This is a genomic window from Paenibacillus dendrobii, from assembly GCF_009807035.1.
Classification (GTDB): Bacteria; Bacillota; Bacilli; order Paenibacillales; family Paenibacillaceae; genus Paenibacillus_AQ; species Paenibacillus_AQ dendrobii.
The window spans coordinates 377,510-400,363 of the sequence record NZ_WUBI01000005.1; the positions used below are offsets into that span (position 1 = coordinate 377,510).

A 22,854-nucleotide genomic window follows, 5' to 3' on the forward strand; every position below is an offset into this window, starting at 1 on the left:
ACGAATCTTTATTCCAAAAAGAATTAAAGTAGGATATACTGATTCTCGAACCCTGCAGTTTGAAACGAAAGAAGGCTAATGGATCGATGGAACTTCGCAATGAAAGTAAGCTTAAGCTAAGCGCCAAGCTGTTTGTTTCTTTTCTTAAAATCGGACCTACCACCTTCGGAGGCGGTTATGCCATCCTCCCGGTGATTGATAAAGAAGTAACGGAACGACGCGGGTGGCTATCCTCCAAGGAAATGAGCGAGATTACCGCCCTCTCGGGAGCTGCTCCCGGAGGAATCGGCGTTAACGTGGCAGCCCTTGCAGGTTACCGCATTGCCGGTATTCCCGGCCTGCTCTCCGCCGTTGTGGGCATATCCTTGCCTACCATTATCATCATGTTGATTCTATGCGCCGCAGCCTCAGGTTTCAGCGATAACCGCTATGTGCAGGCTGCTCTTCATGGCATCAAGCCTACAGTCGTTGCCCTGATTGTATATGCCGCTATACGCATGAAAAAACAGGCACTCTATAACCCGGTAACCTGGGGCGTTGCTGCCACGTGCCTGATTTTGCTGCTTTTCTTTCCGGTTCAGCCTCTGTTTGTCCTTGCTATCGGCATTGTCATCGGTCTTGTAGCCGAGGCTGTCTTTTCCTCGAAAAGTACCGGCGGGAAAAAGCAGGAGCAGGGCAAGCACCACTCGATGTAACCTCGGCACCTTGGAGATTTCCGCAACAATTCAGGATTGACATCAAATCCTTATTCGCAGAAAAGAGGTTGTACCATGCTGCTTGAGCTGTTTTGGACTTTTTTTAAAATTGGATTCATGTCCTTCGGAGGCGGCTATGCCATGCTTCCTGTCATCGAGCACGCCGCTCTTAAGGAAGGCTGGATGACCACGCAGCAGTATACGGAAGCTATTGCGCTGGCTGGGATGGCTCCAGGGCCGGTGGCGATGAACAGTGCCGTATATGTTGGCTATACGGCCGGTGGACCCGCCGGAAGCTTAATCGCCTCTCTGGGCATCGTTTTTCCATCGGCGATCATCATGTTTCTGGTTGCTACGATTTTTTACCGTGTGTATGATAATCATTGGGTACAGGCAGCGCTAAACGGCATGAAGCCGGCTGTCATCGCTTTGATTGCTTACGCCGCCTATACCATGACCATACATTCCGGCTTTATTACCGGTTTATCCGTCAGCACCTTTGCCAGCATCGCGATCTTTATTGCGGCACTGATCGCCATGGTCCGTTTTCGCGTGAATCCGCTGGCCATGATTTTGATTTCAGGGATTGTGGGGATTTGGATATATGCCTAATGAGAAAAAGCAACAAATTGACGTTAAGAAACGCATTCCTTCACCCAAAGCGAAGGAACTGTTCCACGATATTCGCCGTAAGCATGAAATCGGCAAAAATGATTTGCTCATCTCCAGCGGCTTGACCGTCAGCACGCTAACCCGAGTGCTGGATGAGCTTGTCGGATCTGGAATCATCTCCGAGAGCGGGCTTGGGGTTTCGACGGGCGGACGCCGGCCTATCCTGTATCAGGTTCAAGGGGATTATGGATATGCATTCGGGCTCGATATCTCACGGGTCACTTCACGGCTCGTGCTGCTCGATCTGGCCGGCGATAAGCTGGATGCCACGGAATGGCGTATGACCGAAGAAACGACACCCGAGCGATTTATGGAGCAGATCATCATGCAGGTGCATGAGTGGATGGATAAGCATCATATCGATTTTGAACAGGTGATAGGCATGGGCATCGGCGCAGTCGGGCCGCTGAACCGTGAGATCGGTATGATCGAGGAGCCCGAATGGTTTGCCGCCCCGGGCTGGAACCATGTACCGGCAGTGCACATGCTGGAGGATCGCCTCGGTATTCCCGTCATTCTGGATAACGGGGCCAATACGGCGCTGATCGCCGAATCCTGGGCCAACCGAACCAAGGATTTCCGCCATATGCTCTATGTCCACGGAGGCACGGGTCTTCGGCTCGGTATGATGACGGACAACAAGCTGATCCACGGCGCCGTGGATATGGAAGGCTCCTTCGGACAAATGATCATTCAGGCGGATGGTCTTCCATACCGTACGACTCAGGGAAACTTTGGAGCGCTGGATACTTATGCGTCTGTGTATGCTATCGAACGCGAGGTCAACTCAAGGTTGCGGACCGGCCGAAGCAGCGTTTTGCGGCAGCTTCTGCCATCTGGAGAACCCGCCAAATTCCCGGATATCATGCAGGCGCTCAAAGCGATGGACCCGTTGGTCACGGAAATCGTGACGCAAGCTGCGACATATTTCGGAATCGGGCTGGCCAATTTGCTGAACATTATGAACCCGGAGAAGGTCATATTGGGCGGGCCGCTGATGACGGACTCTAATCTGTTCTTCTACACCGCCACCCAAACCGCCATACGCAAAACCTACCATTATCCCAAATACCAGGTTATTTTCAGCAAGGGCACTTACGGCGAAGAAGCCATCGCCATCGGTGCTGCGCAGCTGATGCTAAGTCAACTCACCGTATAAACCTTCATACCGTCATCTTTCCATCAGAGAGAGGAGTTTACGCCCATGTCAGCCGATTCCAAATCCAATATTCCGTCAAGCAAGCCTGAACAAGAAGCCTCCGCAGACAACGTTCCTTCCTGTTGTGCCGCAAGACGAGTGGCTGTGGACGCTGCGTCCGGCTGCGGAACCCCGTCCATGGAGCAAGAACGCAAACTGCCGGAGAGCATTGGTATAGAGGAATCCGTGAAAACAAGAACAGAAACTGCCGGCACCATCGCACGACCGGATACCTCCTCATGGCCCGTCATCCCGGAAGGCACTTACATCCTTGGCACCAATGACGGAGAAGGCTTCGCCTCCGATGCCGAAGGTCCGGCAAGACCGGTACATATCCAATCCTTTCGCATCTCCCCTTATACCGTCACGAATGCCGATTATGCCGCTTTCGTTGACGCAACGGGCTATGTAACCGAAGCAGAACGCTTCGGGTGGTCCTATGTGTTCCATCTGCTGATTCCCGATATGAAACGCGTCAGCATCGTCGGTTCTCCGCAGCAGACACCGTGGTGGCACGGCGTGGAAGGCGCCTATTGGCGCGAACCGGAAGGGCCTGGCAGCAGCTTGGATGAACGCATGGACCATCCTGTCGTGCATGTCTCCTGGAATGATGCCCTGGCTTACTGCGAATGGGCGGGCGTCCGTCTGCCGACTGAAATCGAGTGGGAGGCGGCGGCGCGCGGCGGACTGGAAGGCAGACGCTATCCCTGGGGAGACGTACTGCGTCCGGACGGCGAACATCGCTGCAACATTTGGCAGGGCGTTTTCCCGACGAAAAACCACGGAAGTGACGGATACATCGGAACTGCTCCGGTAGATGCCTATAAGCCCAACGGCTACGGTCTTTACAATGTCTCCGGGAACGTATGGGAATGGTGCGCAGATTGGTTCACGCAGAATCCGGACAAGCGCGGCTCGACGAAGCAGCCGCAAGGACCGGATCAAGGCGTTTCCCGCCTCATGAAAGGCGGCTCCTATCTATGCCATCAATCCTACTGCAACCGTTATCGCGTCGCTGCCCGCAGCGGCAATACGCCGGACAGCTCCACGGGAAATATCGGTTTCCGCGTGGTTGTTGATAACTAGACGTCATACATGAGAAAAAGTCATGCTGGTATCTGATGGACAGATCACCTCGAGCATGACTTTTTTTGCTATGACTTCAAGTTACATTTTCATGGCGCTGCCCGCCAATCCCTCGGCGAACTGCTTGCTTGCGAAAATAAACAGTATGATTAGCGGGATTGAAGCAATCACGTAACCCGCGAACAGCGGGCCGTAGTTGGTGACAAACTGCTGCTGGAACGATACCAGTCCAAGCGTGAGCGGCTTCAGTTTGGCATCGTTGATCACCATCAGCGGCCACACGTAATCATTCCAAGTATTCAAAATGTTAAGCACGCCTAGCGTCGAGATAATCGATTTGGACAACGGCATGACGATCATCAGCAGAATCCGCAGCTCTCCGGCTCCATCCAGCCGCGCCGCTTCGAACATCTCTTCGGGAAGCGAGGCAAAAAACGAACGGAGCACAAAGATGCAAAACACTTGTCCTCCGGCAATATACGGCCCCCAGAGCCCAAGCCAACTATCCACCATGTGAAACTTGTTCACCAATCCGAACAATGGCACCAGACTCAGCACACTCGGAATCATTAGAAGCGCAATGATCAGAAAATAGATCTGTTCCTTCATGAAAAAACTCATCCTGGCCAGCGGGTAAGCTGCAAGACAGGCAAAAGCAAGCACCCCGATGACCGTCACTCCGCTAATGATAAAGCTGTTCCAGATATAGTCCGAGATCGCTGCCCAGGCATCCTTATAATTCGCAAGGGTGAACGGAAACGTGACTGTCCAGCGGTGCAGGTTGAACTGGTTCGCATCCTTGAAAGACAGATTGACGAGCATGAGCAGCGGGATGAAGGTCAACACCCCCAGAATGATCAGCACGATATTGCGAATCCATACTCCCTTATCGACTTTCAAATGTAGCCGCCCCCCTTTCAATCCGGACTGTATTCCGTATCCGACTTGATGTATTTGTTATTGATCAGCGTGAATATGAAGATAAGAACAAACAACACGAGTCCGATTGCGCTGGCATAACCGAACCTGCTTGCGCTCATGGCCGATTGGTACATAATAAAGCCCGGAACGGTCGTCGAATACCCGGGGCCTCCTCCCGTCAGCACCAGCTGATTCTGGAAGGCCTGAATTCCCCCGATAATATTCAGGATCGCAATCAGCTTAATCTGGGAGGTGATCAGCGGTATTTCGATTCTCCAAATCAGCGACCAACCCGTGGCTCCGTCCATTTGGGCCGCTTCAATAACGGATCTGGGGATATTCTGGAACCCCGCCAGATAGATCAGCACCCCTACGCCGTTCACCCAGGGAAAACCGATCAGCATGAAGGAAGCCAGCGCCGTATCGGGCGAACCGAGCCAGAGCGGCAGATGCTCCTCGCTTACTCCGAGTGAGGACAGGACCGAGTTGATGAGTCCGACCTCCGGATTCAAGAGAAACTGCCACAGCAGCAGGATGACCATTCCGGGGATCACGAGCGGAAACACGAACATCAAACGGTAAAAATGCTGAAGCCCGGGCTTTTGAATCTTATAGATAAACTCCGCGGCAATGGCGGGAATCGTAACCGAAACGAAAACGGAAAATACGGTGATGATCAGCATATTGCGAAAGCCGGTCTGAAAATCCAGGGACTTCACCATTTCCACGAAATTATCAAAACCGATGAAATGAGGTGCATTAAAGCCGTTCCAGTCCGTAAAAGAATAATAGATCGCGGACAGCGCCGGATAATAGTTAAATGTCAGCAGGGAGATCAGCGTAGGCGCAAGAAACAGATAGGGAATCCATCGCTTCATGCCTTGCAAGCCCCGGGTCTTCATGGATGTCACCCCTTTGCGCGGGAAAGGATTGAGAGACCTTTCCCGCAAATGTATTAAAGTGCCCTTATTTCGTCCAATCCGGATTTTGCTTGATCAGGTTCTCCGAGGATTTCTTCGATTGCTCAATCACTCTGGAGATGAACTTCTCCAAGGAATCCGATCCCGTTAAATAGGTCTGAAGCGATGCCAGAAATACGTTGGAGTAGGATTTATCCATGCGGGAGTTATAGCCCTGCATGTTCGCGATATCGATGTCCTCGTGGAAAACTTCATGCCCCGGCGGCGGTTCTGCGCCCACGATATTCGGTTCTCCGTCGGATTCCAGATCAACCTTGCTGACGTTTTCCGGTTTGCTGAGGAACATCAGGAAATCCATGATGACCGGAATTTTTTCAGGATCCTCTTTGGCCAAGTACCCCGGAACCAACCACTGGAGTGCCCCCCATGCGCCATAAATCTTGGTCTGCTGTCCGGTTGCAAGCGATGCGTCCTGCTGCGTGATGACCGGGAAATTGAAAGCCCCGAATTCAAAAGGAACCTTCGCCTGCTTCAACTGCCCGTTCGTCCAGCTGCCGCCGAAGATCATGGCAACTTTGCTTTGCGCGAACATCTGCAACGAATCCGTAGCGCTCGTAAATCCTTTGTTCCAGTATTGGGACCAATCCTTCACCAGTTTCCACTGCTGGGATAACTGTTCTTGATCGGGATACTTGCCGTTTTGCACCGCAAGCGCGATCTCGTTCACTTCGAGATTATTGTTATTATTCCGGTCCATATCCGCGATCTTGCCCATGTAGAATTGGCTGCTTATCAGCGAGTCGATCCAGTGCAAGTGGCAGCAGTCGCCTTTCCCCTCGATCGCAAACGGCGTGATGCCCGCCGCCTTGATCTTGGCCTGCGCATCCATGAACTCGGACCAGGTTTTCGGTATGCTGAGTCCAAGATCACTGAATATTTTCTTGTTGTAATAAATAGCCACACCTACGCCATCTGCCGGAACCACATACAGCGCGCCGTCAGGGGCACGTACCGAATCCAAAATCCCGGGAACGAACATATCCTTCCAAGGCTTGTTATCCTGATACGGATTTGGCTTCTGCAGCCAGTCGTCCATTTTCAGGAACCAGCCCTTTTGGTAGTGAAGCCAAGTATCATCGTAATTATCCCAAAATACGTCCGGTGCATCCTTGGATAGCATACGCGCCTGCATCCAGGCGCTGCGGTCTTGATTGCCGACGTCGACGAATTCGATTTTCACGTTGGGCTTCAGCTTTTCATATTCGGCCACGATCTCTGTGAGCGCTTTAATTTCACGCGGGTCGGTTGCCGTCGCCTTTCTCGGCAGATTGTTTTGCGGATCGATCTTGATCACCCACTGCTTTTCCTTGGCAGGCTCCTGGCCGTTTTTTTCCCCTGCTGCTTCCTTCTGTCCGCCATCCCCGCCCGAACACGCATTCAGCAGCAGAACAATGGACATGAAAAAGGCGATGATAAAGCCGTGCTGACGTCTGAGCATATGCATAAACTCCTTTCAAGGTATGAAGCTGCTTCATTCTTAACCGAAGTATAGGGGCTTTTGCATGGAAACAACATATCTGTTCTTTACCTGGCTAGGCTGGAATTGACTTTATGGATGTCTTCGGGGATGCCGTCTATTTCGCTAACATGGATTCGCGGTATTCCGTCGGCGTCACGCCAACCGTTTTTTTGAACAGCTGGCTGTAGTGGGCCGGGTCCTTAAAGCCAACCTGATATGCAGCCTCGTAAGATTTCATATCGCTCTGCTTCAACAATGCCTTGGAAGCCTCAATTCGATATTCCCACAGTAAATCCCGGAAATTGCGTCCCGTTTCCTTCTTGATCAGACGGCTTAAGTATGAATGGTTCATATGCAAATGCTGCGCCAGCGAAGTGAGCGTAATTTCCCCTTGATAATGGGTCTCGAGGTATTTCGTCACCCCTCTGAGCACTCTGGCGGCAGCGTGGTTTTCACCGGTCCGGCAGTACTCGGCTGTCTGGCTCAAGACCCGCTCCAGATAAGTCATCAAATCCTTCAGCGTATCGTAAGACAGCAGGCTTTTATGAACATCTTCCATCGGCTCTTGCCCCTTGGCAGGCATGTACTCATTCAAAATGTTCCCGGCTTCGATCACTAGCATCGAGGCATACCGCTGCACTTGAGACTTGTTCAAGCCCTTGCTGAGCATTTCCCGGTATACGGACCTCAGAAAATCCCTAATGGCTGCATCTTCCCCCTGTCTCAAGATGACCGCAAGCTCTCGCATTCTTTCCGCTTCGATCTCCATCCGCTTCCGCTCCAGAAAGCCGATCACGTCACTTGAAACGATGGAGCCTTTTCCGAGCAGCATCCGGTAATCCAGACACTCCCGGTTGGCCTTACGCGCATTTTTCAGCTCCCCGGGAGATGTGAGGCAGTCACTAATGCCAATCGAAACCGTATGCCCAAAAGATCCCTCGGCAGCAGCCACAATCTCCCGCGCTAGCCGGCTTCCTGCATGTTTGAGCTCACCCGGTGAATGTTCATGCGCGATTAACAGCACTCCGATTCCTTTGGGTTCCAGATACGTCCAGTACGGAAAAGGATGATATTTCAGCATGCAGCACACCATTTCCCTCAGCGCGAGCATGGATACGGGTTTCCCTGTATGATGCAGCAGCTCGATGTTGTCCACCTCGACTGACATCAAAAGAAGCTCTTTTCCCAACAACTCGGCGTACGCAGGGTCTTCTGGTTCCGGACTTTCACCCGCAAAAAGCACTTGCAGGCATTTTTCTTCACGAAGCCTGTTGTCTTGATTCCATTGCCTTACGCCTTGCTTCAGGAGGTCCACCGCAAGGGTCACCTCTTCGGTTTGCACCGGTTTGGTGATGAAATCAGCCACTCCCAGCTTGATCGCATGCCTGGCATACTCGAAATCCCCGAATGCCGTTACAAAAATCACCGATATCGACGGATACAACGCGCGTACTTTTTCGGCTAGCTCCATCCCATCCATCACGGGCATTCGGATATCTGTAATAATAACGTCGGGTCTGGTACGTGGAATATATTCCAGCGCTTCCTGGCCATTGCATGCTGCCGCTACAATCTCACAGCCCATGCTGTGCCACACGGGAAGATGAGCCAAGCTGTCCCGAATCATCGCTTCATCATCTACGATCATAATACGCATACTGATTTCTCCTCCTCCATAAAACGCATCGGGATGGTGACTCTGACGATGGTACCGCTGCCTGCATCAGTCTTTTGAATCAAGAGCCCGTAAGGTTCGCCATACAATAATCGAATCCGTTGGTTGACGGTGGCAAGCCCCGTACCCAGCCCTTCGGATCGGTAGGTGTCGTCGTTTCTGTAACCGGGTCCGTTATCCTCCACTTCCAGCACAAGATCGTAATCGCGCTCGAAAGCCCGAATCGTAATCCAACCAGGCCGGTCCACCTGCTGAATGCCGTGGATAACCGCATTTTCGATAATAGGCTGAAGCAGAAGCTTGGGGACCTGGATCATGAGCAGTTCCTCTTCAATCTCGGTTTTCCACCGGATTTTGTCACGATAGCGCTGCTGATGAAGCTGGAGATAGTAGACGGCAAAGGAGATTTCCGTTTCCAGCGGGACATGGTCCATGCCGGGCGTGATGGAGAACCGTAATATTTTGGATAATAACTGTACCATTCTGGGAACTTCGACAGACCCGGATTCCTTCGCCATGATCGAGATCGTTTCCAGCGTGTTATATAGAAAATGAGGGTTAATATGTGCCTTGATGGCGGAGAGCTCCGCTTCCTTTTTGACCAGTTCCACTTTATAGACCTTCTCGATCAGGTTTTTGATCTGGGTAATGAGGCTGTTATAGCTGCGGCAGATTTGAGCGATTTCATCCGTTGTCTTGATATCTGAAATCGTCTCGAAGATTTGTCTCTCCGCCTTGCGCATCAGCCGGTTTAGCCTAAGCAGCGGGTTCGTGATATGCCTCAGGATGGCAAACGTCAATATCAATACCCCCAGCCAGGTCAGCAGAGTGATCAAGACTGCATAATAAGCGAGCTCCCTGATCTCCTTGCCAAAGGCGTTCCTGGGCATATGGCTGATATAGTTGTATGAAGAGTACATCGAGGTCCGCTTGTTGATGATGCTTTGACCCGCACCAAGCGGCTTATAGATGGAGTTGATCTGCGTTTCATCGGTGGAAGCGAGAATGAGACCGCTCAGATTCGTAATGAAAAAAGCCCCTTGCTTGTAGGATGCCAGCGCCTCGGACATCCCAGCCGAGCTCAGCGTTATGGCCAACACCCCGTACTTCATTCCGCTCCGCTGGTCGTATATTTCCATGGCCGAAATCATTCGTCCCTGATCGGTAAAGGGTGCCCAAATCATATGCCCCGGCGTCATATGGGCAATCCCGGCCAAGGCATTCTCCGACTCCAGGCCAGGTGCCCCCGTATTTGCGTACATTCCGCCATCATTGTTGAAAATATAAATGGAATCGATCAGACCATAAGCCTCTTTTTCCCGGTCAAGAAAGACGTTCACTTCTGCCTGGTACACACGCTGATCCATTTCGCTTAAAGGATACAGCGTGCTGTCATTGCTGTTTCGGAGCAGCGCCTCGACTTCCCGCTGAACCGATATATTCTTAGCCTTTTGATAGATGCTGTTCAGCATTTCATCCAGTTTATCGGATGTTTCCACAATGTTTTGTTTGCTGGATTCACGGATTTTCGTTTCGATGATCTGCATGGAACGGTAATAGAACAGCCCTGTCACCAAGGCCAGTGGAATGACGGTCAGAAGCGAGTAAATAATAAGCATTTTGTAAAACAGCTTGGAGTTTAACTGACTCCACAATCTCCGCAGCACCACAATCCCTCCCCAATAGTATCCTAAAGGCCTTTATAGCTGGTACTGCCTCTGATTCCGGTATTGTCCAGGGGATATGCCAATGCGTTCCCGGAATAACCGGCCAAAATAGCTGACACTCGGAATACCCACGCGCTCTGCGATTTCCTGTACGGACAGCGTCGTTTGCTCGAGCAGCGTTACCGCGTGGGATATCCGCAAGTACTGCACATATTGAAGCGGCGTCATCCCCGTATATTTTTTCATGCAGCGCGTAAGATGGTCGAACTGGAAATGCAGCGATTCTTCCATGTTTTTGGAGTGAAAAGGCTGGGTCCAGTGCTTCTGCAAGTAGCTCACCGTTTCCCGTGCCAATTCGGATGCCCGCGAACCTGGTCTCGCCTTGGCCTCCGTTTGAAGCGCTTTCAGCAGCTCGCAGAACAAGGTCTGCAGCTGCAATGAGTGCTCTACAGACAGCTGCATATGCATTTGAACCATTTGATTTAGTAAAGGCTGCAGTCTGCCTATGGGCACGTCTCCATACTTTGGAAGATACATCGTCTGATCTGAGGGGCTCGTATCGCTGTCATGCCCTTGAGGAAGGACCGCTGACCAAGGAATCTCTGCGGCATCCAGACTTCTCAGTGCTTTCGGATGCTTGAAATGTACCCAATATACCTCCGTTTCTTCCGTACAGGGTGCGCTTCCGGCATGAGTTTTACCCGGTTCAAGTACAAGCAGCTGGCCTCCGTTTACGGCATATTCCGTTCCATCCTCTTGCATGTACATGGCGCCTCGCTTAACCAGGATCACGTCGTACACATCAAAGGATCGTTTAAAATGACAATTTCCCGGCAACCACACCGCATGCCCCACGGTCAGGAGCGACGGCAGTGGCGGAATCGCAAGTTCCAGGTATTTCATTCACAGCCCCTCCCCGGTTTTGATCGATATTGTTTTAACGAATACATGATTTCACATCTATATTAGCACCCCGCCAAGCTTTGGTCATGAATCTCAAGTCGATATTGTGTTATTTTAAGTCGCTATTCCGCATAGTCTCGCATCTTTTTTTCCGTTACCTTATGAAGGAAATCACTTCGATTAACAGGGAGGACATTAGGCGATGCGTTTTCGGCAGGTACATCTCGATTTTCATACATCGGAAGCGATTGACCGCATTGGCAGTCAGTTCGACAAAGAGCAATTCCAGGAAATGCTCAAGCGAGGGCATGTAGATTCCATCACCGTTTTTTCCAAATGCCATCATGGGTGGGCATACCATCCGTCGGAGGCTAACCGGATACATCCGGGACTGTCTTTCGATCTTCTGGGTTCTATGATTGAATCAGCTCATGAAATCGGCGTCAAAACTCCCGTGTATTTGTCAGCGGGACTGGATGAGCGTCTCGCGGTCCTCCATCCCGAATGGTGGATACGTCCCCGTTACGGCAGCAGTGAGGATCTGTTCAGACCCGGTTATCATCAGCTGTGCTTGAATACACCGTATCTCGATATTCTGCTGTCCCAAATTGCCGAAGTCGTTCAGAACTATGACGCGGACGGCATATTTCTTGACATTGTTGGCGTACGGGAATGCTACTGTGCAAGCTGCGTTTCTGATGCACTGGCAGAAGGACGTGACCCGCGAAACATTCAGAGTATGCAGCCTTTATGGGAACAAACGTATGCAAACTATACACGGCGGGTAAAGGAAACGGTAGATAGCTATAAACAAGGCCTGCCGATATTCCATAACGGGGGCCATATCCGGCGGGGTAGACGCGACCTGACGCATATGAACACGCACCTGGAACTGGAATCGCTTCCTACCGGCGGCTGGGGTTACGATCACTTCCCACTATCAGCCCGTTATGTGCAGCCGCTGGGAATGCCTTACCTCGGCATGACGGGCAAGTTCCATACGACATGGGGAGAATTCGGGGGTTACAAGCATCCCAACGCCCTGCGTTATGAAACGGCCCTCAGTCTCGCACATGGGGCAGCGTGTTCCATCGGCGACCAGCTCCATCCGTTTGGACGGATGGATGAGGCGACTTATCGCCTCATCGGCACCGCTTATGCGGAGGTACGGGCCAAAGAGGAATGGTGTAGCAATGCCGTCCATGTAGCGGATGTGGCCCTGCTCTCCGTCGAAGCCGCAGGCGGGCATACAGCCGACGGCGGACATGATAGCTTTACCGGCCAATCCGATGCGGGAGCTGCCCGTATGCTGATTGAAGGAAAAATCCTGTTCGACGTGGTTGACCTTGATAGTGACTTTAATGCTTACCGGGTCCTTATTCTGCCCGATCGTATCCGGATCACTGAAGCACTGCACGAGAAAATTACGGCCTATCTCTCCCAAGGAGGCCAGTTGCTTGCTACCGGAGAATCGGGCCTACATGCGGACAAGGACGGTTTTGCGCTGGATTTGGGAGTGCGCCATACCGGGGTCAATCCGTACCGGCCGGATTACTATCGGCCGCTTCAGCCCCTTGCCAGTCTAGGGGAAGCAGCCTTCGTCTTTTATGCAGAAGGCCAACGAATCGAGCTGACTGAAACAGGAACCACCCTCGGTAGAAGGGAAGATCCCTTCTTCAACCGGGATTCGTTTGCCTTTTGCTCCCATCAGCACACGCCCGATAGTGGAAACGATGGCGGACCGGGTATGGTTGAAAGCGCGAACGGCATATATATTGCCTGGAATATATTCGAGGATTACGCGACCAAGGGCAGCCTCGCGCTGAAGGAAACCGTCTTGTTCGCGCTAAGCCGCCTGCTGCCGCAGCCTACGCTGCGCACTTCCCTGCAAGCGCAGGGTTCGGTCACCTTGCAGAAACAGGCAGCGGAATCCCGCTACGTGCAGCATACTCTTTACGCTTCCCCGGTCAAACGTGGCGACGGTATCGAGGTCATTGAAGACATCCTGCCTATATATCAGATTTCCATGGAGCTGCGGATTCCCGAGAAAGTTCATCAAGTCTATTTGGCTCCGCAAAGAATACCGCTGGATTTTGAACAGCAGGGAGAGCATGTGGTATATACGATTCCCGAGCTGGAGTGCCATCAAATGGTCGTGCTGGAGTATGAGGAAAATAATTAATACTGCCTCACTTGCTTCCTGATTGCTATAGAAAGAAGACTGCCATGATATGTCATGGCAGAAAGCAATCAAAGCAATCACGATGACCTGTTAGCGGACAATAGAATGAATTTGCTGCTAATCCAAGCACGATGAATATATGTTCTGAACGTAAAAAGCCGGCGTACCCATGTACGCCGGCTGTCTGCTTTTCTATATAGAGCCACTCTTATTTCCGTCCGAAATCCGCTTTGATCTCTCCCCATTTCTCCGTATTCCATTTGAGGATCTTGTTGTCGTACTTATTGTTCTGGAGCCATTCCACCGCACGATCCGTCATTTCCCAAATCTTGCGCGTTGATTCGTTTCTGACAAGCGTCGTCGCGGGCTTTTTGTTTCGGATCCAAGCGAGGGCGGTTCTCGAATCGGAGTAGATCGTTTTGCTGCTGCCCAGCTTTTTCAAGTAAGCCAGGCCATGCACGATCGCGATGAATTCGCCCAGATTGTTCGTCCCGTTCTCCACAGGCCCGACGTAGAACAGGATTTCTCCCGTTTGCGTATCTACGCCCTTGTACTCCACCGGGCCGGGATTGCCGCGGGTGCCGACGTCAACCGAAATGCTGTCATAGATGATCTCTTCCTGATCCTCCGCTGCAGACGTCCTGCCGGCAAATTTACTGCTTCCTGTTCCTTTGGAGGTGGAAGAGGATTTGCCCTGCCCCCAGTTCCCCTTCCAGCCGCCTTTGAAGGCAGCCTCCGCTTCCGCGCGGGATTCATAGGATTTATATTTTGCATCTTTATAACCGTTCACCTGCGCCTGACAATCTGCCCATGATGTGTAGACTCCCGGTTTCTTCCCTTCCCAAACCACGTAAAACTTGGATTTCGCCATATGTAAAACTCCTTAAGTGAAAATAGACTGCAATGTTTAGAAGGATAGAGATTTTGCCTTTAGTATCTTCTCACAAAAAAACACCCGCCGCAAACAGGTGCTTTTGCCATTATCCATCAAATCTCTTAAGCCCCGTCCAAACCTTCCTTCTCAAAAGAAGCAATGACATGGCGGACCGCGTCCGGAATCGGCGTGCTCTTTCCGCTTGCCGTATCGATCAGCACAATCGCTCCGCGTCCGGCAGCCTTCAGCTGATCCTCCACCACGATAGCATACTCCACATCAAGGGAAGATCTGCCGATCGACGCCACTCTCACGTGAAGGTTCACCTTGTCGCTGCGATACATTTGCGCCAGATACTGGCATTCCAGATCCGCAACGACAGCCACCTTTTCACTGCCAAACATCGAATCGAAAAGACCCAAATTCTCAAAATATTCAATGCGGCCCTGCTCAAAATACATGAAATAGCTTACGTTGTTCACATGTCCCAGCATATCCGTCTCACAGTAGCGGACTTTGATCGGGATGGAATAATGGAATTTATCCAACCAGCTTGCAGGATCAGGTGTAATGAAGCTTTCTTTTCTCATTATCTAATCTCCTCGTTTTTTCCGGACCTCCCGTTTCGAAGATCGCTCTGTAAAGCCTAAGCACCTTGAACGCCTTCAATCCGGCCCGGATCCCTTTTTAATTCCATGCCGCGCTTACCTGCCGCTACGTCTGAACTCGCCCGGCGTTAATCCTACAACCTTCAGGAATATGCGGTGGAACTGGCTTGCGCTTGAAAATCCCAGGCTGCAGCTTATCTCCGCAATGGAAGCCGAACTATTCCTCAATTGAATTCTGGCATCCTCTATTCTCAGTCGAAGCAGGTACTGATAAGGGGTCACGCCGGTATATGCGTGGAACATGCGCATGAAATGGTATCGGCTTTGACCGGCAATGGCTGAGAGTTCCTCGATCGAAACGGCGCTCGAGTAACATTCGTGCATATACTCCAGCACCCGGTCGAGATGAACATCCCGGACAAAGTGATTCCCCCTATTTTCTAATTTTCCGTCAAACATGGAGGAACCGTATAACGCTTCTTTCAAGTAATGCAGCACCTGAATCTCCGTTTCCTGCGCAGCGAGGGGCTCCTTCTCTTCGGTAAACATCAGTTCCGTGGTCCAATGCTGGAATCTTCGCGAAAGGTCCAGCGGATTCATCCACTGTCTCTCTGCAAATTCAGGCCGCGTATTCGGACCGTTATCCAGTTGGAGCGCGTCTTGCCTGAATTTGATGATAATAACGCTCGACGCATCGTCCAGATGCAGATAATGCTCCGCTCCCGGATGCTGGACCAGCCCATCGCCTTCATGAAGGCGGAATGGCCTATTGTCCATCGTAAAATGGCAGATTCCTTGAACGGGCACGGTAAATTGGTAAAAATGCCTGTGGTTATGGGGCTGATTGGAGAAACTGTCCGCACCTTTGAACAGCTCCATTCGGTCCGTACGAATACTCATTTCCATTTCTGCTTCACCTGATGACATTATAGCAAAAAATGCTATTCAAGCCAGCACCTATCGCGGCGACATCCTTTCCAATGTTAGTGTAACATGGATAAAATGATGAAGTTTTTTTAAAACGATGGTATTGACAGCTTTAGGATTTGTTTTAACATGTGAAGATAAACTAAAAGAGATCAGAAGAGAGGGATTACGCATGATCATAGATGTCGAACATATTACGTGGAAAAGCGGCCAGCACACCCTGATGAAAGATGTCAGCTGGCAGGTGCGTCAAGGAGAGCATTGGGCGCTGCTTGGCCTGAACGGCTCGGGAAAAACGACGCTGCTGAACATCGTCAACGGCTACATTTGGCCATCGGAAGGTTCCGTACGGGTGCTTGGACATTTGTTCGGTGAGGTTGACCTACGCGAGCTGCGCAAATCCATTGGGTGGGTGAGCAATTCGTTTCAGGAACGACTGTATGCATCAGACCGCACACAGCATATCGTCATCAGCGGCAAGCATGCCACCATCGGATTGTACGACAAAACCAGCGAGGAAGATTATGAGCAAGCCCGCGAACTGATGAGAACGCTCAGTTGTGATCATTTGTGGGACCGTGAATACCGCACCTGTTCTCAGGGGGAGAAGCAGAAGCTCCTGATCGCACGCGCGCTGATGGCCAATCCCCGCATTCTGATTCTCGATGAGCCGTGCAATGGACTCGATATCTTCTCCAGAGAGCGTCTGCTCGAGAGCATAGCTGAGCTGGTGCGCAAGCCGGATGCACCTACGCTTATTTATGTCACACATCATACCGAGGAAATCCTCCCCGTATTTAGTCATGTGCTGCTGATGAGACGCGGTGAGGCCGTGGATAGCGGAAAAACGGAGGATATACTGACGGCCGGGAACCTGAGTGGTTTTTTTGAGGCTCCCGTGGATGTAGATCGGCATGGTGACCGGTTTTATGTACGGGTTGCCGAGTAACGCTAAACGCATCCCTCAATGTTTCGAAGATATGTCTACAGACCTTGTTTTTGCCTAACAAGTGATAAAAGTCCCGATTCCCCTTCAACTTCAGTATGATTTTTCCGATATTACAATAGCAGGAATAAATCACACAATAAGGGGAATCTCAGTCAAAATGAAGAAAAAATCAATCGTATTTCTAGTTCTGGTATTTATGTTAATGATGCCTTCAGCCTTCGCGGCGGCGCCTCCGAAGAACATGGTCATCCTGGATGCCAAAAGCAATCATTCCTTTGTATCCGTCCGCTTTTTAAACGGTTTTGACGGCAATCAGGTCGTGTGGAATGAAGCGTCCAAACAAATTGCCATCACTCATGGCAGTGTACATATTGCAATGACCCTGGGACAAAAGGCAGCAAGCGTGAACGAGCAAGCCCTCGTTCTTCAGGATGCACCCTTCAGGGACAATGGCTCAATTTATGTGCCTCTTCAAATCCTGAGCAAGGAACTCGGTTATCAGCTCCAGTGGCTTAAAGAAAGCAATGCCGTTAAAATCTCAGCATCGGAGTCTTCGTCATTGCTCCCAGTGGTCACACGCACCGCCGGTCAAAATCTTTCCAAACCGGTTATCAGCGAAAAGAAGACCTTTAAAGTAAGCGGAAGAGCGTTTAACGTGCAAATGGTGACCGTTTCCCTCATGCATCCACAGGTTCAAATGGATGTTGTGCTTGCGGGTAATACGCCGGGGAAGGTTGAGGATCTCAGCAGCATCGCCAAACGCAGCGGAGCCACAGTTGCAATGAACGGAACTTTCTTCGATGCGTATACCTCGGGCAGCTACAAAGCCCCTTACGGATATATCCTGAGCAAGGGTGACATCAAGATGGCGAGTTCTGGCGATAAGAGAGTCATTTTCACCTATGATGAGAATCAGCTTGCAAGCTTAATCGCCGGGGCAGATTTTCAGAGCAAGTATAGTCAAGGTCTGATTGAGGGCGGGCTGCAAGCGGGGCCACGACTTCTGGTTGATGGCAAGGTCTCGCTGAACGTGAAACAGGAAGGATTCAAAGACCCGAAAATTTTGACCGGCGGCGGCGCACGCAGCGCGCTTGGCATTACCAAAGATCATAAGCTGATCCTTCTGACCACCGGGGGAGCAACCATCCCTCAGCTTGCGGAGATCATGCGACAGGCAGGAGCTTATCAGGCAATGAACCTGGACGGAGGTGCGTCAAGCGGACTGTATTATAACGGCAAATACTTGACGACTCCTGGACGTAAAATCAGCAATGCCATTGTAATTAAAGTGCAATAATTAAAGTGCAATAAATCCGTATTAGTCGATAAATAAATCGTAAGAACAGTAGACTAACTCTTGGATTCATGGATCGATAAAATTAAAATTTACACTTTAGTTCAATTTGTATAAATATCATGACAAAATAAAGAGGCTGAGTCCGAAACATCATTTTGATGATTCGGCTCAGCCTTTGACTGTTATACAAAATTTAGTTGTTCGCGTTAAGTCCCTTTTTCACCCAATCTGCTACGGTAACCGTACGTTTAGCCTGATGAAGGACTGCGCCTTTCACATCCTCAACCATCTTGCCGTCTTGACCAACGGTCACGGATGTACCGTAAGGATTGCCGCCAGCTCCGAAAATCGCAGGATCCGTGAAGCCCGGCGCAGCCACGATCGCTCCCCAGTGGTACATCGTGGTGTACAAGGACAGAATGGTTGCTTCCTGACCACCATGAGGGTTTTGTGCAGAAGACATGGCGCTGACAACCTTATTGGCCAGCTTGCCTTGGAACCAAAGTCCGCCTGTCAGATCGAGGAACTGTTTCATTTGAACCGGCATATTGCCAAAGCGGGTCGGGATGCTGAAGATGATGGCATCTGCCCATTCGAGGTCAGCCAGCGTTACTTCCGGAACGTCCTTCGTTGCCTCATGATTGGCTTTCCAAGCCGGGTTGGAGTCAATGGCAGCTTGAGGAGCCGTTTCTGCCACTTTCAGAACTTTAACCTCGGATCCCGCCTGTTTCGCACCTTCTGCAGCCCATTGCGCAAGCTGGTAGTTCGTACCGCCGGAGCTGTAGTAAATAATTGCTGTTTTCACGTTAGACATCTTGAATTTCCCCTTTTCCGATTGAGTTTATGTTGAACAAGAGTTTTTCCTATTTTGCCATTTTTAATCATGAAATATACTTGGTTAGCATGCCGAAGGCGGATGCTATTCCATCTTCATCCAACATTATACCTTAACATAATATATTTCGATTTAAAGATAATAACTCAAAAAAATATGCCTTTAAGTAATTTATCTTTAATATGAGATAATATTAACACTCCATTTCCTTCTTGTCAACACTGCAATCATAATCTATTTGAAGCCAAGTATGCAGTACAAAAAGGCCGACAAGCGTAGACTTGTCAGCCTTCTAAGCAAGATCATTGCAGCTTCCGATAATTTAACGGGTCATCCATTTGCCGTTGGTGAAATCAGGAATAGCTACCGGATGTCCACCGAGAGCGATCGATTCCTCCGACAGTGCCGAAATACACATCCACGCAGCCATATCGTATACGTCCAGCGGTGTTTGCGTTCCTTGTCTCACGCTTTCGAAGAAATCTGAGAACACGAGCCAATCCATGCCGCCATGTCCACCCTTAATGCCTTCCTCCATATATTCTTTCCAAAGCGGGTGGTCATACTGTTCTCTGAACTTCTCTACATTGCCCCATTGCTCATCCCAACTCATATGAAATTCATCATGCGTACCGTCCAGGTAAATCGAATGGTTGTCCTCTGTAAACATGCCTTTAGTTCCCCTTACAGTGAATCCACGGGAATAATAACGCGGCAGCGTGGTATCCAGTGTAATCGTGATCGTTTCTCCATGCGCACATTTAATGATCGTCGTAACGATATCGCCCTGCATAAACTCGGTTTGCGCCAGCTCCGAATCCTCCCCCTTCGCGGTACGGAGATAGGCCTGCATCCCCTTGGCCTTCGAAGCCATCGATACCAGTGACACCATGCGGTTGCCATGGTTTATATTCAGAATACGTGCAATGGGACCGATCTCATGCGTCGGATAGTTCTCACAGTTACGGTGTATGTAATTATTCAAACGGTAATGCCTGTTTTCTTTGCCAAAAGCGATCTCTTCTCTCAGGTCATGATGATAGCCGCCTGCACAATGCACGATATCGCCGAATACTCCTTGCTTCACCATATTCAGCACCATCATTTCATCGCGGCCGTAGCAACAGTTCTCCATGATCATGCACGGTACACCAGTGCGCTCGTAAGTTTCTATTATTTTCCAGCATTCCTGGATCGAATACGCTCCTCCTACCTCGCAGGCGGCATAGATACCTGCTTCCATTGCAGCGATAGCTATCTCCGAATGATCAGCCCAGGATGCTCCGATGACCACGGCATCGATATTTCCCATCGCCATCACTTCACGATAATCCCGAGTCGCCAGTGGACGGGAGATGCCCGTTTCCGCTACCGCGTCCGCCGCCTGATCGCAGCGATCCTGATACAAGTCGCATACTGCCACAACCTCTACGTCGTCCATATGTAAAACAATGCCCTTCAGCAGCCCAAACCCGCGGGCACCCAGTCCAATCATCCCAACTCTGATTTTGTTCTTCATCGCAGCCTCCCAAGAGTAATTAAACTTCTCCTTGATGTTCGCTTGATTGCCGCAATATGTCAATATTCATATTTTTACCTGTATGAACGGATTTTAAGATTTCATAGATATTACATCATATATTAGAGTTAATGCTGCTTTATCGTCGTGTATGATCCACTTACGATGTATTTCACTTGAATTTCTTCATCGTCATAAGCGTCATAAGGAATTAAGAATATAGCATTTCTTTTCTACAGGGTAAAATGCAAAGAACCCCGAAGACTCATATATGAGTTCTTCCGGGTTGCTGTTTACAAGTAGAACTGGTATTGAATTTTCTCAATAACCGGTTGATATGTGGGTCTGCGGTTCATTATTAATGCTAGATATTGAGGCGCTGCGTGACTGGATCTGCTCTATCGAGCACGCACGGACAGTCGTAACCACTCGCATGGTTTCTCTTCCCTACGACCAATCAAACAAAAAAACGCCTTTCGGCGTTGTGTTTTTATATATGGAGCGGGTGATGGGAATCGAACCCACGCTATCAGCTTGGAAGGCTGAAGTTCTACCATTGAACTACACCCGCGTGAAAATAAAATATCGGGATGACACGATTTGAACATGCGACCCCCTGGTCCCAAACCAGGTGCTCTACCAAGCTGAGCTACATCCCGATGTAAAGTAATACAGTTAAATGGAGCGGACGACGGGAATCGAACCCGCGACCCTCGCCTTGGCAAGGCGATGCTCTACCGCTGAGCCACGTCCGCATAACAATGGTGCGCGTGGAGGGACTTGAACCCCCACGTCAAAGACGCTAGATCCTAAGTCTAGTGCGTCTGCCAATTCCGCCACACGCGCACACTTTTAAAGAACTGGTGAGCCATGAAGGACTCGAACCTTCGACACCCTGATTAAAAGTCAGGTGCTCTACCAACTGAGCTAATGGCTCAAATATTCACCGGGGTTCCGAAAGTATTCGGAGTTCCCTAGGAAGCATTTGCTTCTATTTGAGGTGAAAAATGGCTGGGGATATAGGATTTGAACCTATGCATGACGGAGTCAAAGTCCGTTGCCTTACCGCTTGGCTAATCCCCAACAGTTAAATGGGGCGATCGAGGGGACTTGAACCCCCGAGTGCCGGAGCCACAATCCGGTGCGTTAACCCCTTCGCCACGACCGCCATATGAAAATCTGGTGCCGGCGAGAGGACTTGAACCCCCAACCTACTGATTACAAGTCAGTTGCTCTACCAGTTGAGCTACACCGGCACGGTGTAATTAATATTTCATGGGATTCTCATCCCTGAAGCAAATTTAAATGGCGGAACCGACGGGATTCGAACCCGCGATCTCCTGCGTGACAGGCAGGCATGTTAGGCCTCTACACCACGGTTCCACAGAGGCACTTTCTATGTAAGAAAGTAATTGCGGGGGCAGGATTTGAACCTGCGGCCTTCGGGTTATGAGCCCGACGAGCTACCGGGCTGCTCCACCCCGCGTCAGTAATAAAAGTATATATGGTGGAGGCTGAGGGGATCGAACCCCCGACCCTCTGCTTGTAAGGCAGATGCTCTCCCAGCTGAGCTAAGCCTCCATGGGATTGTATTAAAGTAATGGTGACCCGTAGGGGATACTCTCACTTCGTTCGAGACTGCGAAGCAGTGCTACCGAACTTCATGCTCCGACGAACCCTTATGGATTCTCATCCCCAATCGAAGCTAAATCGTAATGGTGACCCGTAGGGGATTCGAACCCCTGTTACCTCCGTGAAAGGGAGGTGTCTTAACCCCTTGACCAACGGGCCTTAATATGTAATGAAAATGAATGCTGGCGGAGAGAGAGGGATTCGAACCCTCGAGACGCTTTTGGCGCCTACACGATTTCCAATCGTGCTCCTTCGGCCAGCTCGGACACCTCTCCACATGTGGCTCCCCGAACAGGACTCGAACCTGTGACAACTCGATTAACAGTCGAGTGCTCTACCAACTGAGCTATCAGGGAACAATATAAGCTATGTAAATGTAAGGATTGGGCAAAAAAAATACCACAAAAGTGGTTTCCGCTTGGCAGCATCCTACTCTCCCAGGACCCTTCGGTCCAAGTACCATCGGCGCTGGAGGGCTTAACGGTCGTGTTCGGGATGGGTACGCGTGGAACCCCTCCGCCATCGCCACCAAACGGAGCATTCTTTACAAAATGCTTATATTCAGGAATCAGCATCGCCAAATGCTGAAAGCCATTTTTTCTCCTCAAGACTGCTAGAGCCTTGAAAAGCTTCATTGACTCCCTGAAGACTAGATACGAAACGAATTTGTGTTTTAGTTATTAGGATAAGCCCTCGACCGATTAGTATTGGTCAGCTCCATGCATTGCTGCACTTCCACCTCCAACCTATCTACCTCGTCGTCTTCAAGGGGTCT

18 protein-coding genes, 14 tRNA genes and 2 rRNA genes are annotated in these 22,854 nt (G+C 50.4%); 7 read left to right on the forward strand and 27 right to left on the reverse strand.

Annotated elements, in window-relative coordinates; translation table 11 throughout:
* The first annotated feature begins 59 nt into the window (after positions 1–59).
* The 4 genes from GRF59_RS25840 (at position 60) to GRF59_RS25855 (ending at position 3,651) form a co-directional block, all read left to right on the forward strand.
* Positions 60–695, forward strand: coding sequence for a chromate transporter (locus GRF59_RS25840; RefSeq protein WP_237392050.1), 636 nt, complete (start codon positions 60–62; stop codon positions 693–695).
* Between the two features lie 75 nt (positions 696–770).
* On the forward strand, positions 771–1,307 hold the full coding sequence (locus GRF59_RS25845; RefSeq protein WP_160500599.1) for a chromate transporter: 537 nt from the start codon (positions 771–773) through the stop codon (positions 1,305–1,307).
* On the forward strand, positions 1,300–2,526 hold the full coding sequence (locus GRF59_RS25850; protein ID WP_160500600.1) for an ROK family protein: 1,227 nt from the start codon (positions 1,300–1,302) through the stop codon (positions 2,524–2,526). The genes GRF59_RS25845 and GRF59_RS25850 overlap by 8 nt, the downstream gene beginning before the upstream one ends.
* 177 nt (positions 2,527–2,703) lie before the next feature.
* Positions 2,704–3,651 carry a formylglycine-generating enzyme family protein gene (locus GRF59_RS25855; protein ID WP_160500646.1) on the forward strand — a complete coding sequence of 316 codons (948 nt, stop codon included), beginning with the start codon at positions 2,704–2,706 and terminating at the stop codon, positions 3,649–3,651.
* Positions 3,652–3,732: 81 nt separating this feature from the next.
* On the opposite strand, the gene GRF59_RS25860 is transcribed toward GRF59_RS25855, so the two are convergent.
* From GRF59_RS25860 to GRF59_RS25885, 6 genes are all read right to left on the reverse strand, one after another.
* A complete protein-coding gene (locus GRF59_RS25860; protein WP_160500601.1) occupies positions 3,733–4,551 on the reverse strand; it encodes a carbohydrate ABC transporter permease in 819 nt (272 codons plus the stop codon).
* Positions 4,552–4,568: 17 nt separating this feature from the next.
* Positions 4,569–5,474 (reverse strand): carbohydrate ABC transporter permease, encoded by a 906-nt coding sequence (locus tag GRF59_RS25865; protein WP_160500602.1) that lies wholly within the window; start codon positions 5,472–5,474, stop codon positions 4,569–4,571.
* A gap of 64 nt (positions 5,475–5,538) precedes the next feature.
* Entirely contained in the window at positions 5,539–6,990 is a 1,452-nt protein-coding gene (locus tag GRF59_RS25870) for an ABC transporter substrate-binding protein (RefSeq protein ID WP_160500603.1), read from the reverse strand.
* A gap of 136 nt (positions 6,991–7,126) precedes the next feature.
* On the reverse strand, positions 7,127–8,668 hold the full coding sequence (locus GRF59_RS25875) for a response regulator transcription factor (RefSeq protein ID WP_160500604.1): 1,542 nt from the start codon (positions 8,666–8,668) through the stop codon (positions 7,127–7,129).
* Positions 8,656–10,353 carry a sensor histidine kinase gene (locus GRF59_RS25880; protein WP_341480145.1) on the reverse strand — a complete coding sequence of 566 codons (1,698 nt, stop codon included), beginning with the start codon at positions 10,351–10,353 and terminating at the stop codon, positions 8,656–8,658. The genes GRF59_RS25875 and GRF59_RS25880 overlap by 13 nt, the downstream gene beginning before the upstream one ends.
* A gap of 33 nt (positions 10,354–10,386) precedes the next feature.
* Positions 10,387–11,256 (reverse strand): AraC family transcriptional regulator, encoded by an 870-nt coding sequence (locus GRF59_RS25885; protein WP_160500606.1) that lies wholly within the window; start codon positions 11,254–11,256, stop codon positions 10,387–10,389.
* Positions 11,257–11,458: 202 nt separating this feature from the next.
* Between GRF59_RS25885 and GRF59_RS25890 the strand changes: the two genes are divergently transcribed.
* Positions 11,459–13,438, forward strand: a complete 1,980-nt coding sequence (locus tag GRF59_RS25890; protein ID WP_160500607.1) for a beta-galactosidase trimerization domain-containing protein — start codon at positions 11,459–11,461, stop codon at positions 13,436–13,438.
* 208 nt (positions 13,439–13,646) lie between these two features.
* On the opposite strand, the gene rnhA is transcribed toward GRF59_RS25890, so the two are convergent.
* From rnhA to GRF59_RS25905, 3 genes are all read right to left on the reverse strand, one after another.
* A complete protein-coding gene (gene rnhA / locus GRF59_RS25895; protein ID WP_160500608.1) occupies positions 13,647–14,309 on the reverse strand; it encodes a ribonuclease H in 663 nt (220 codons plus the stop codon).
* Positions 14,310–14,434: 125 nt separating this feature from the next.
* The gene (locus GRF59_RS25900) at positions 14,435–14,902 is read right to left on the reverse strand and encodes an acyl-CoA thioesterase (RefSeq protein WP_160500609.1); all 468 of its coding nucleotides are present in this window, start codon (positions 14,900–14,902) and stop codon (positions 14,435–14,437) included.
* Positions 14,903–15,016: 114 nt separating this feature from the next.
* Positions 15,017–15,826 carry an AraC family transcriptional regulator gene (locus GRF59_RS25905; RefSeq protein ID WP_160500610.1) on the reverse strand — a complete coding sequence of 270 codons (810 nt, stop codon included), beginning with the start codon at positions 15,824–15,826 and terminating at the stop codon, positions 15,017–15,019.
* A gap of 193 nt (positions 15,827–16,019) precedes the next feature.
* Between GRF59_RS25905 and GRF59_RS25910 the strand changes: the two genes are divergently transcribed.
* Both GRF59_RS25910 and GRF59_RS25915 read left to right on the forward strand, forming a co-directional pair.
* Complete coding sequence (locus GRF59_RS25910) at positions 16,020–16,796, forward strand: ABC transporter ATP-binding protein (protein ID WP_160500611.1); 777 nt, start codon at positions 16,020–16,022, stop codon at positions 16,794–16,796.
* Positions 16,797–16,953: 157 nt separating this feature from the next.
* Complete coding sequence (locus GRF59_RS25915; RefSeq protein WP_160500612.1) at positions 16,954–18,093, forward strand: phosphodiester glycosidase family protein; 1,140 nt, start codon at positions 16,954–16,956, stop codon at positions 18,091–18,093.
* Between the two features lie 193 nt (positions 18,094–18,286).
* Here the strand turns inward: GRF59_RS25915 and wrbA are convergent, their stop codons facing one another.
* From wrbA to GRF59_RS26005, 18 genes are all read right to left on the reverse strand, one after another.
* The gene (gene wrbA, locus GRF59_RS25920) at positions 18,287–18,907 is read right to left on the reverse strand and encodes an NAD(P)H:quinone oxidoreductase (protein WP_160500613.1); all 621 of its coding nucleotides are present in this window, start codon (positions 18,905–18,907) and stop codon (positions 18,287–18,289) included.
* Positions 18,908–19,250: 343 nt separating this feature from the next.
* Positions 19,251–20,447 carry a Gfo/Idh/MocA family protein gene (locus GRF59_RS25925; RefSeq protein WP_160500614.1) on the reverse strand — a complete coding sequence of 399 codons (1,197 nt, stop codon included), beginning with the start codon at positions 20,445–20,447 and terminating at the stop codon, positions 19,251–19,253.
* A 497-nt stretch (positions 20,448–20,944) separates the two neighbouring features.
* Positions 20,945–21,018 (reverse strand) — tRNA-Gly (locus tag GRF59_RS25930).
* Positions 21,019–21,032: 14 nt separating this feature from the next.
* A tRNA-Pro gene (locus GRF59_RS25935) sits at positions 21,033–21,106 on the reverse strand.
* Positions 21,107–21,127: 21 nt separating this feature from the next.
* Positions 21,128–21,202, reverse strand: a tRNA-Gly gene (locus GRF59_RS25940).
* Between the two features lie 7 nt (positions 21,203–21,209).
* A tRNA-Leu gene (locus GRF59_RS25945) sits at positions 21,210–21,293 on the reverse strand.
* Between the two features lie 15 nt (positions 21,294–21,308).
* Positions 21,309–21,384: transfer RNA gene (locus tag GRF59_RS25950), tRNA-Lys, on the reverse strand.
* 71 nt (positions 21,385–21,455) lie between these two features.
* Positions 21,456–21,530 (reverse strand) — tRNA-Gln (locus tag GRF59_RS25955).
* Between the two features lie 9 nt (positions 21,531–21,539).
* Positions 21,540–21,615: transfer RNA gene (locus GRF59_RS25960), tRNA-His, on the reverse strand.
* Between the two features lie 12 nt (positions 21,616–21,627).
* A tRNA-Thr gene (locus GRF59_RS25965) sits at positions 21,628–21,703 on the reverse strand.
* Between the two features lie 50 nt (positions 21,704–21,753).
* Positions 21,754–21,830: transfer RNA gene (locus GRF59_RS25970), tRNA-Asp, on the reverse strand.
* A gap of 29 nt (positions 21,831–21,859) precedes the next feature.
* Positions 21,860–21,933: transfer RNA gene (locus GRF59_RS25975), tRNA-Met, on the reverse strand.
* Between the two features lie 19 nt (positions 21,934–21,952).
* Positions 21,953–22,028: transfer RNA gene (locus GRF59_RS25980), tRNA-Val, on the reverse strand.
* 135 nt (positions 22,029–22,163) lie between these two features.
* Positions 22,164–22,238 (reverse strand) — tRNA-Glu (locus GRF59_RS25985).
* Positions 22,239–22,262: 24 nt separating this feature from the next.
* Positions 22,263–22,354, reverse strand: a tRNA-Ser gene (locus GRF59_RS25990).
* Positions 22,355–22,359: 5 nt separating this feature from the next.
* Positions 22,360–22,435 (reverse strand) — tRNA-Asn (locus GRF59_RS25995).
* A 60-nt stretch (positions 22,436–22,495) separates the two neighbouring features.
* A 5S ribosomal RNA gene (rrf, locus tag GRF59_RS26000) occupies positions 22,496–22,612 on the reverse strand.
* 148 nt (positions 22,613–22,760) lie between these two features.
* Positions 22,761–22,854 (reverse strand): 23S ribosomal RNA (locus GRF59_RS26005); the annotation flags it as partial.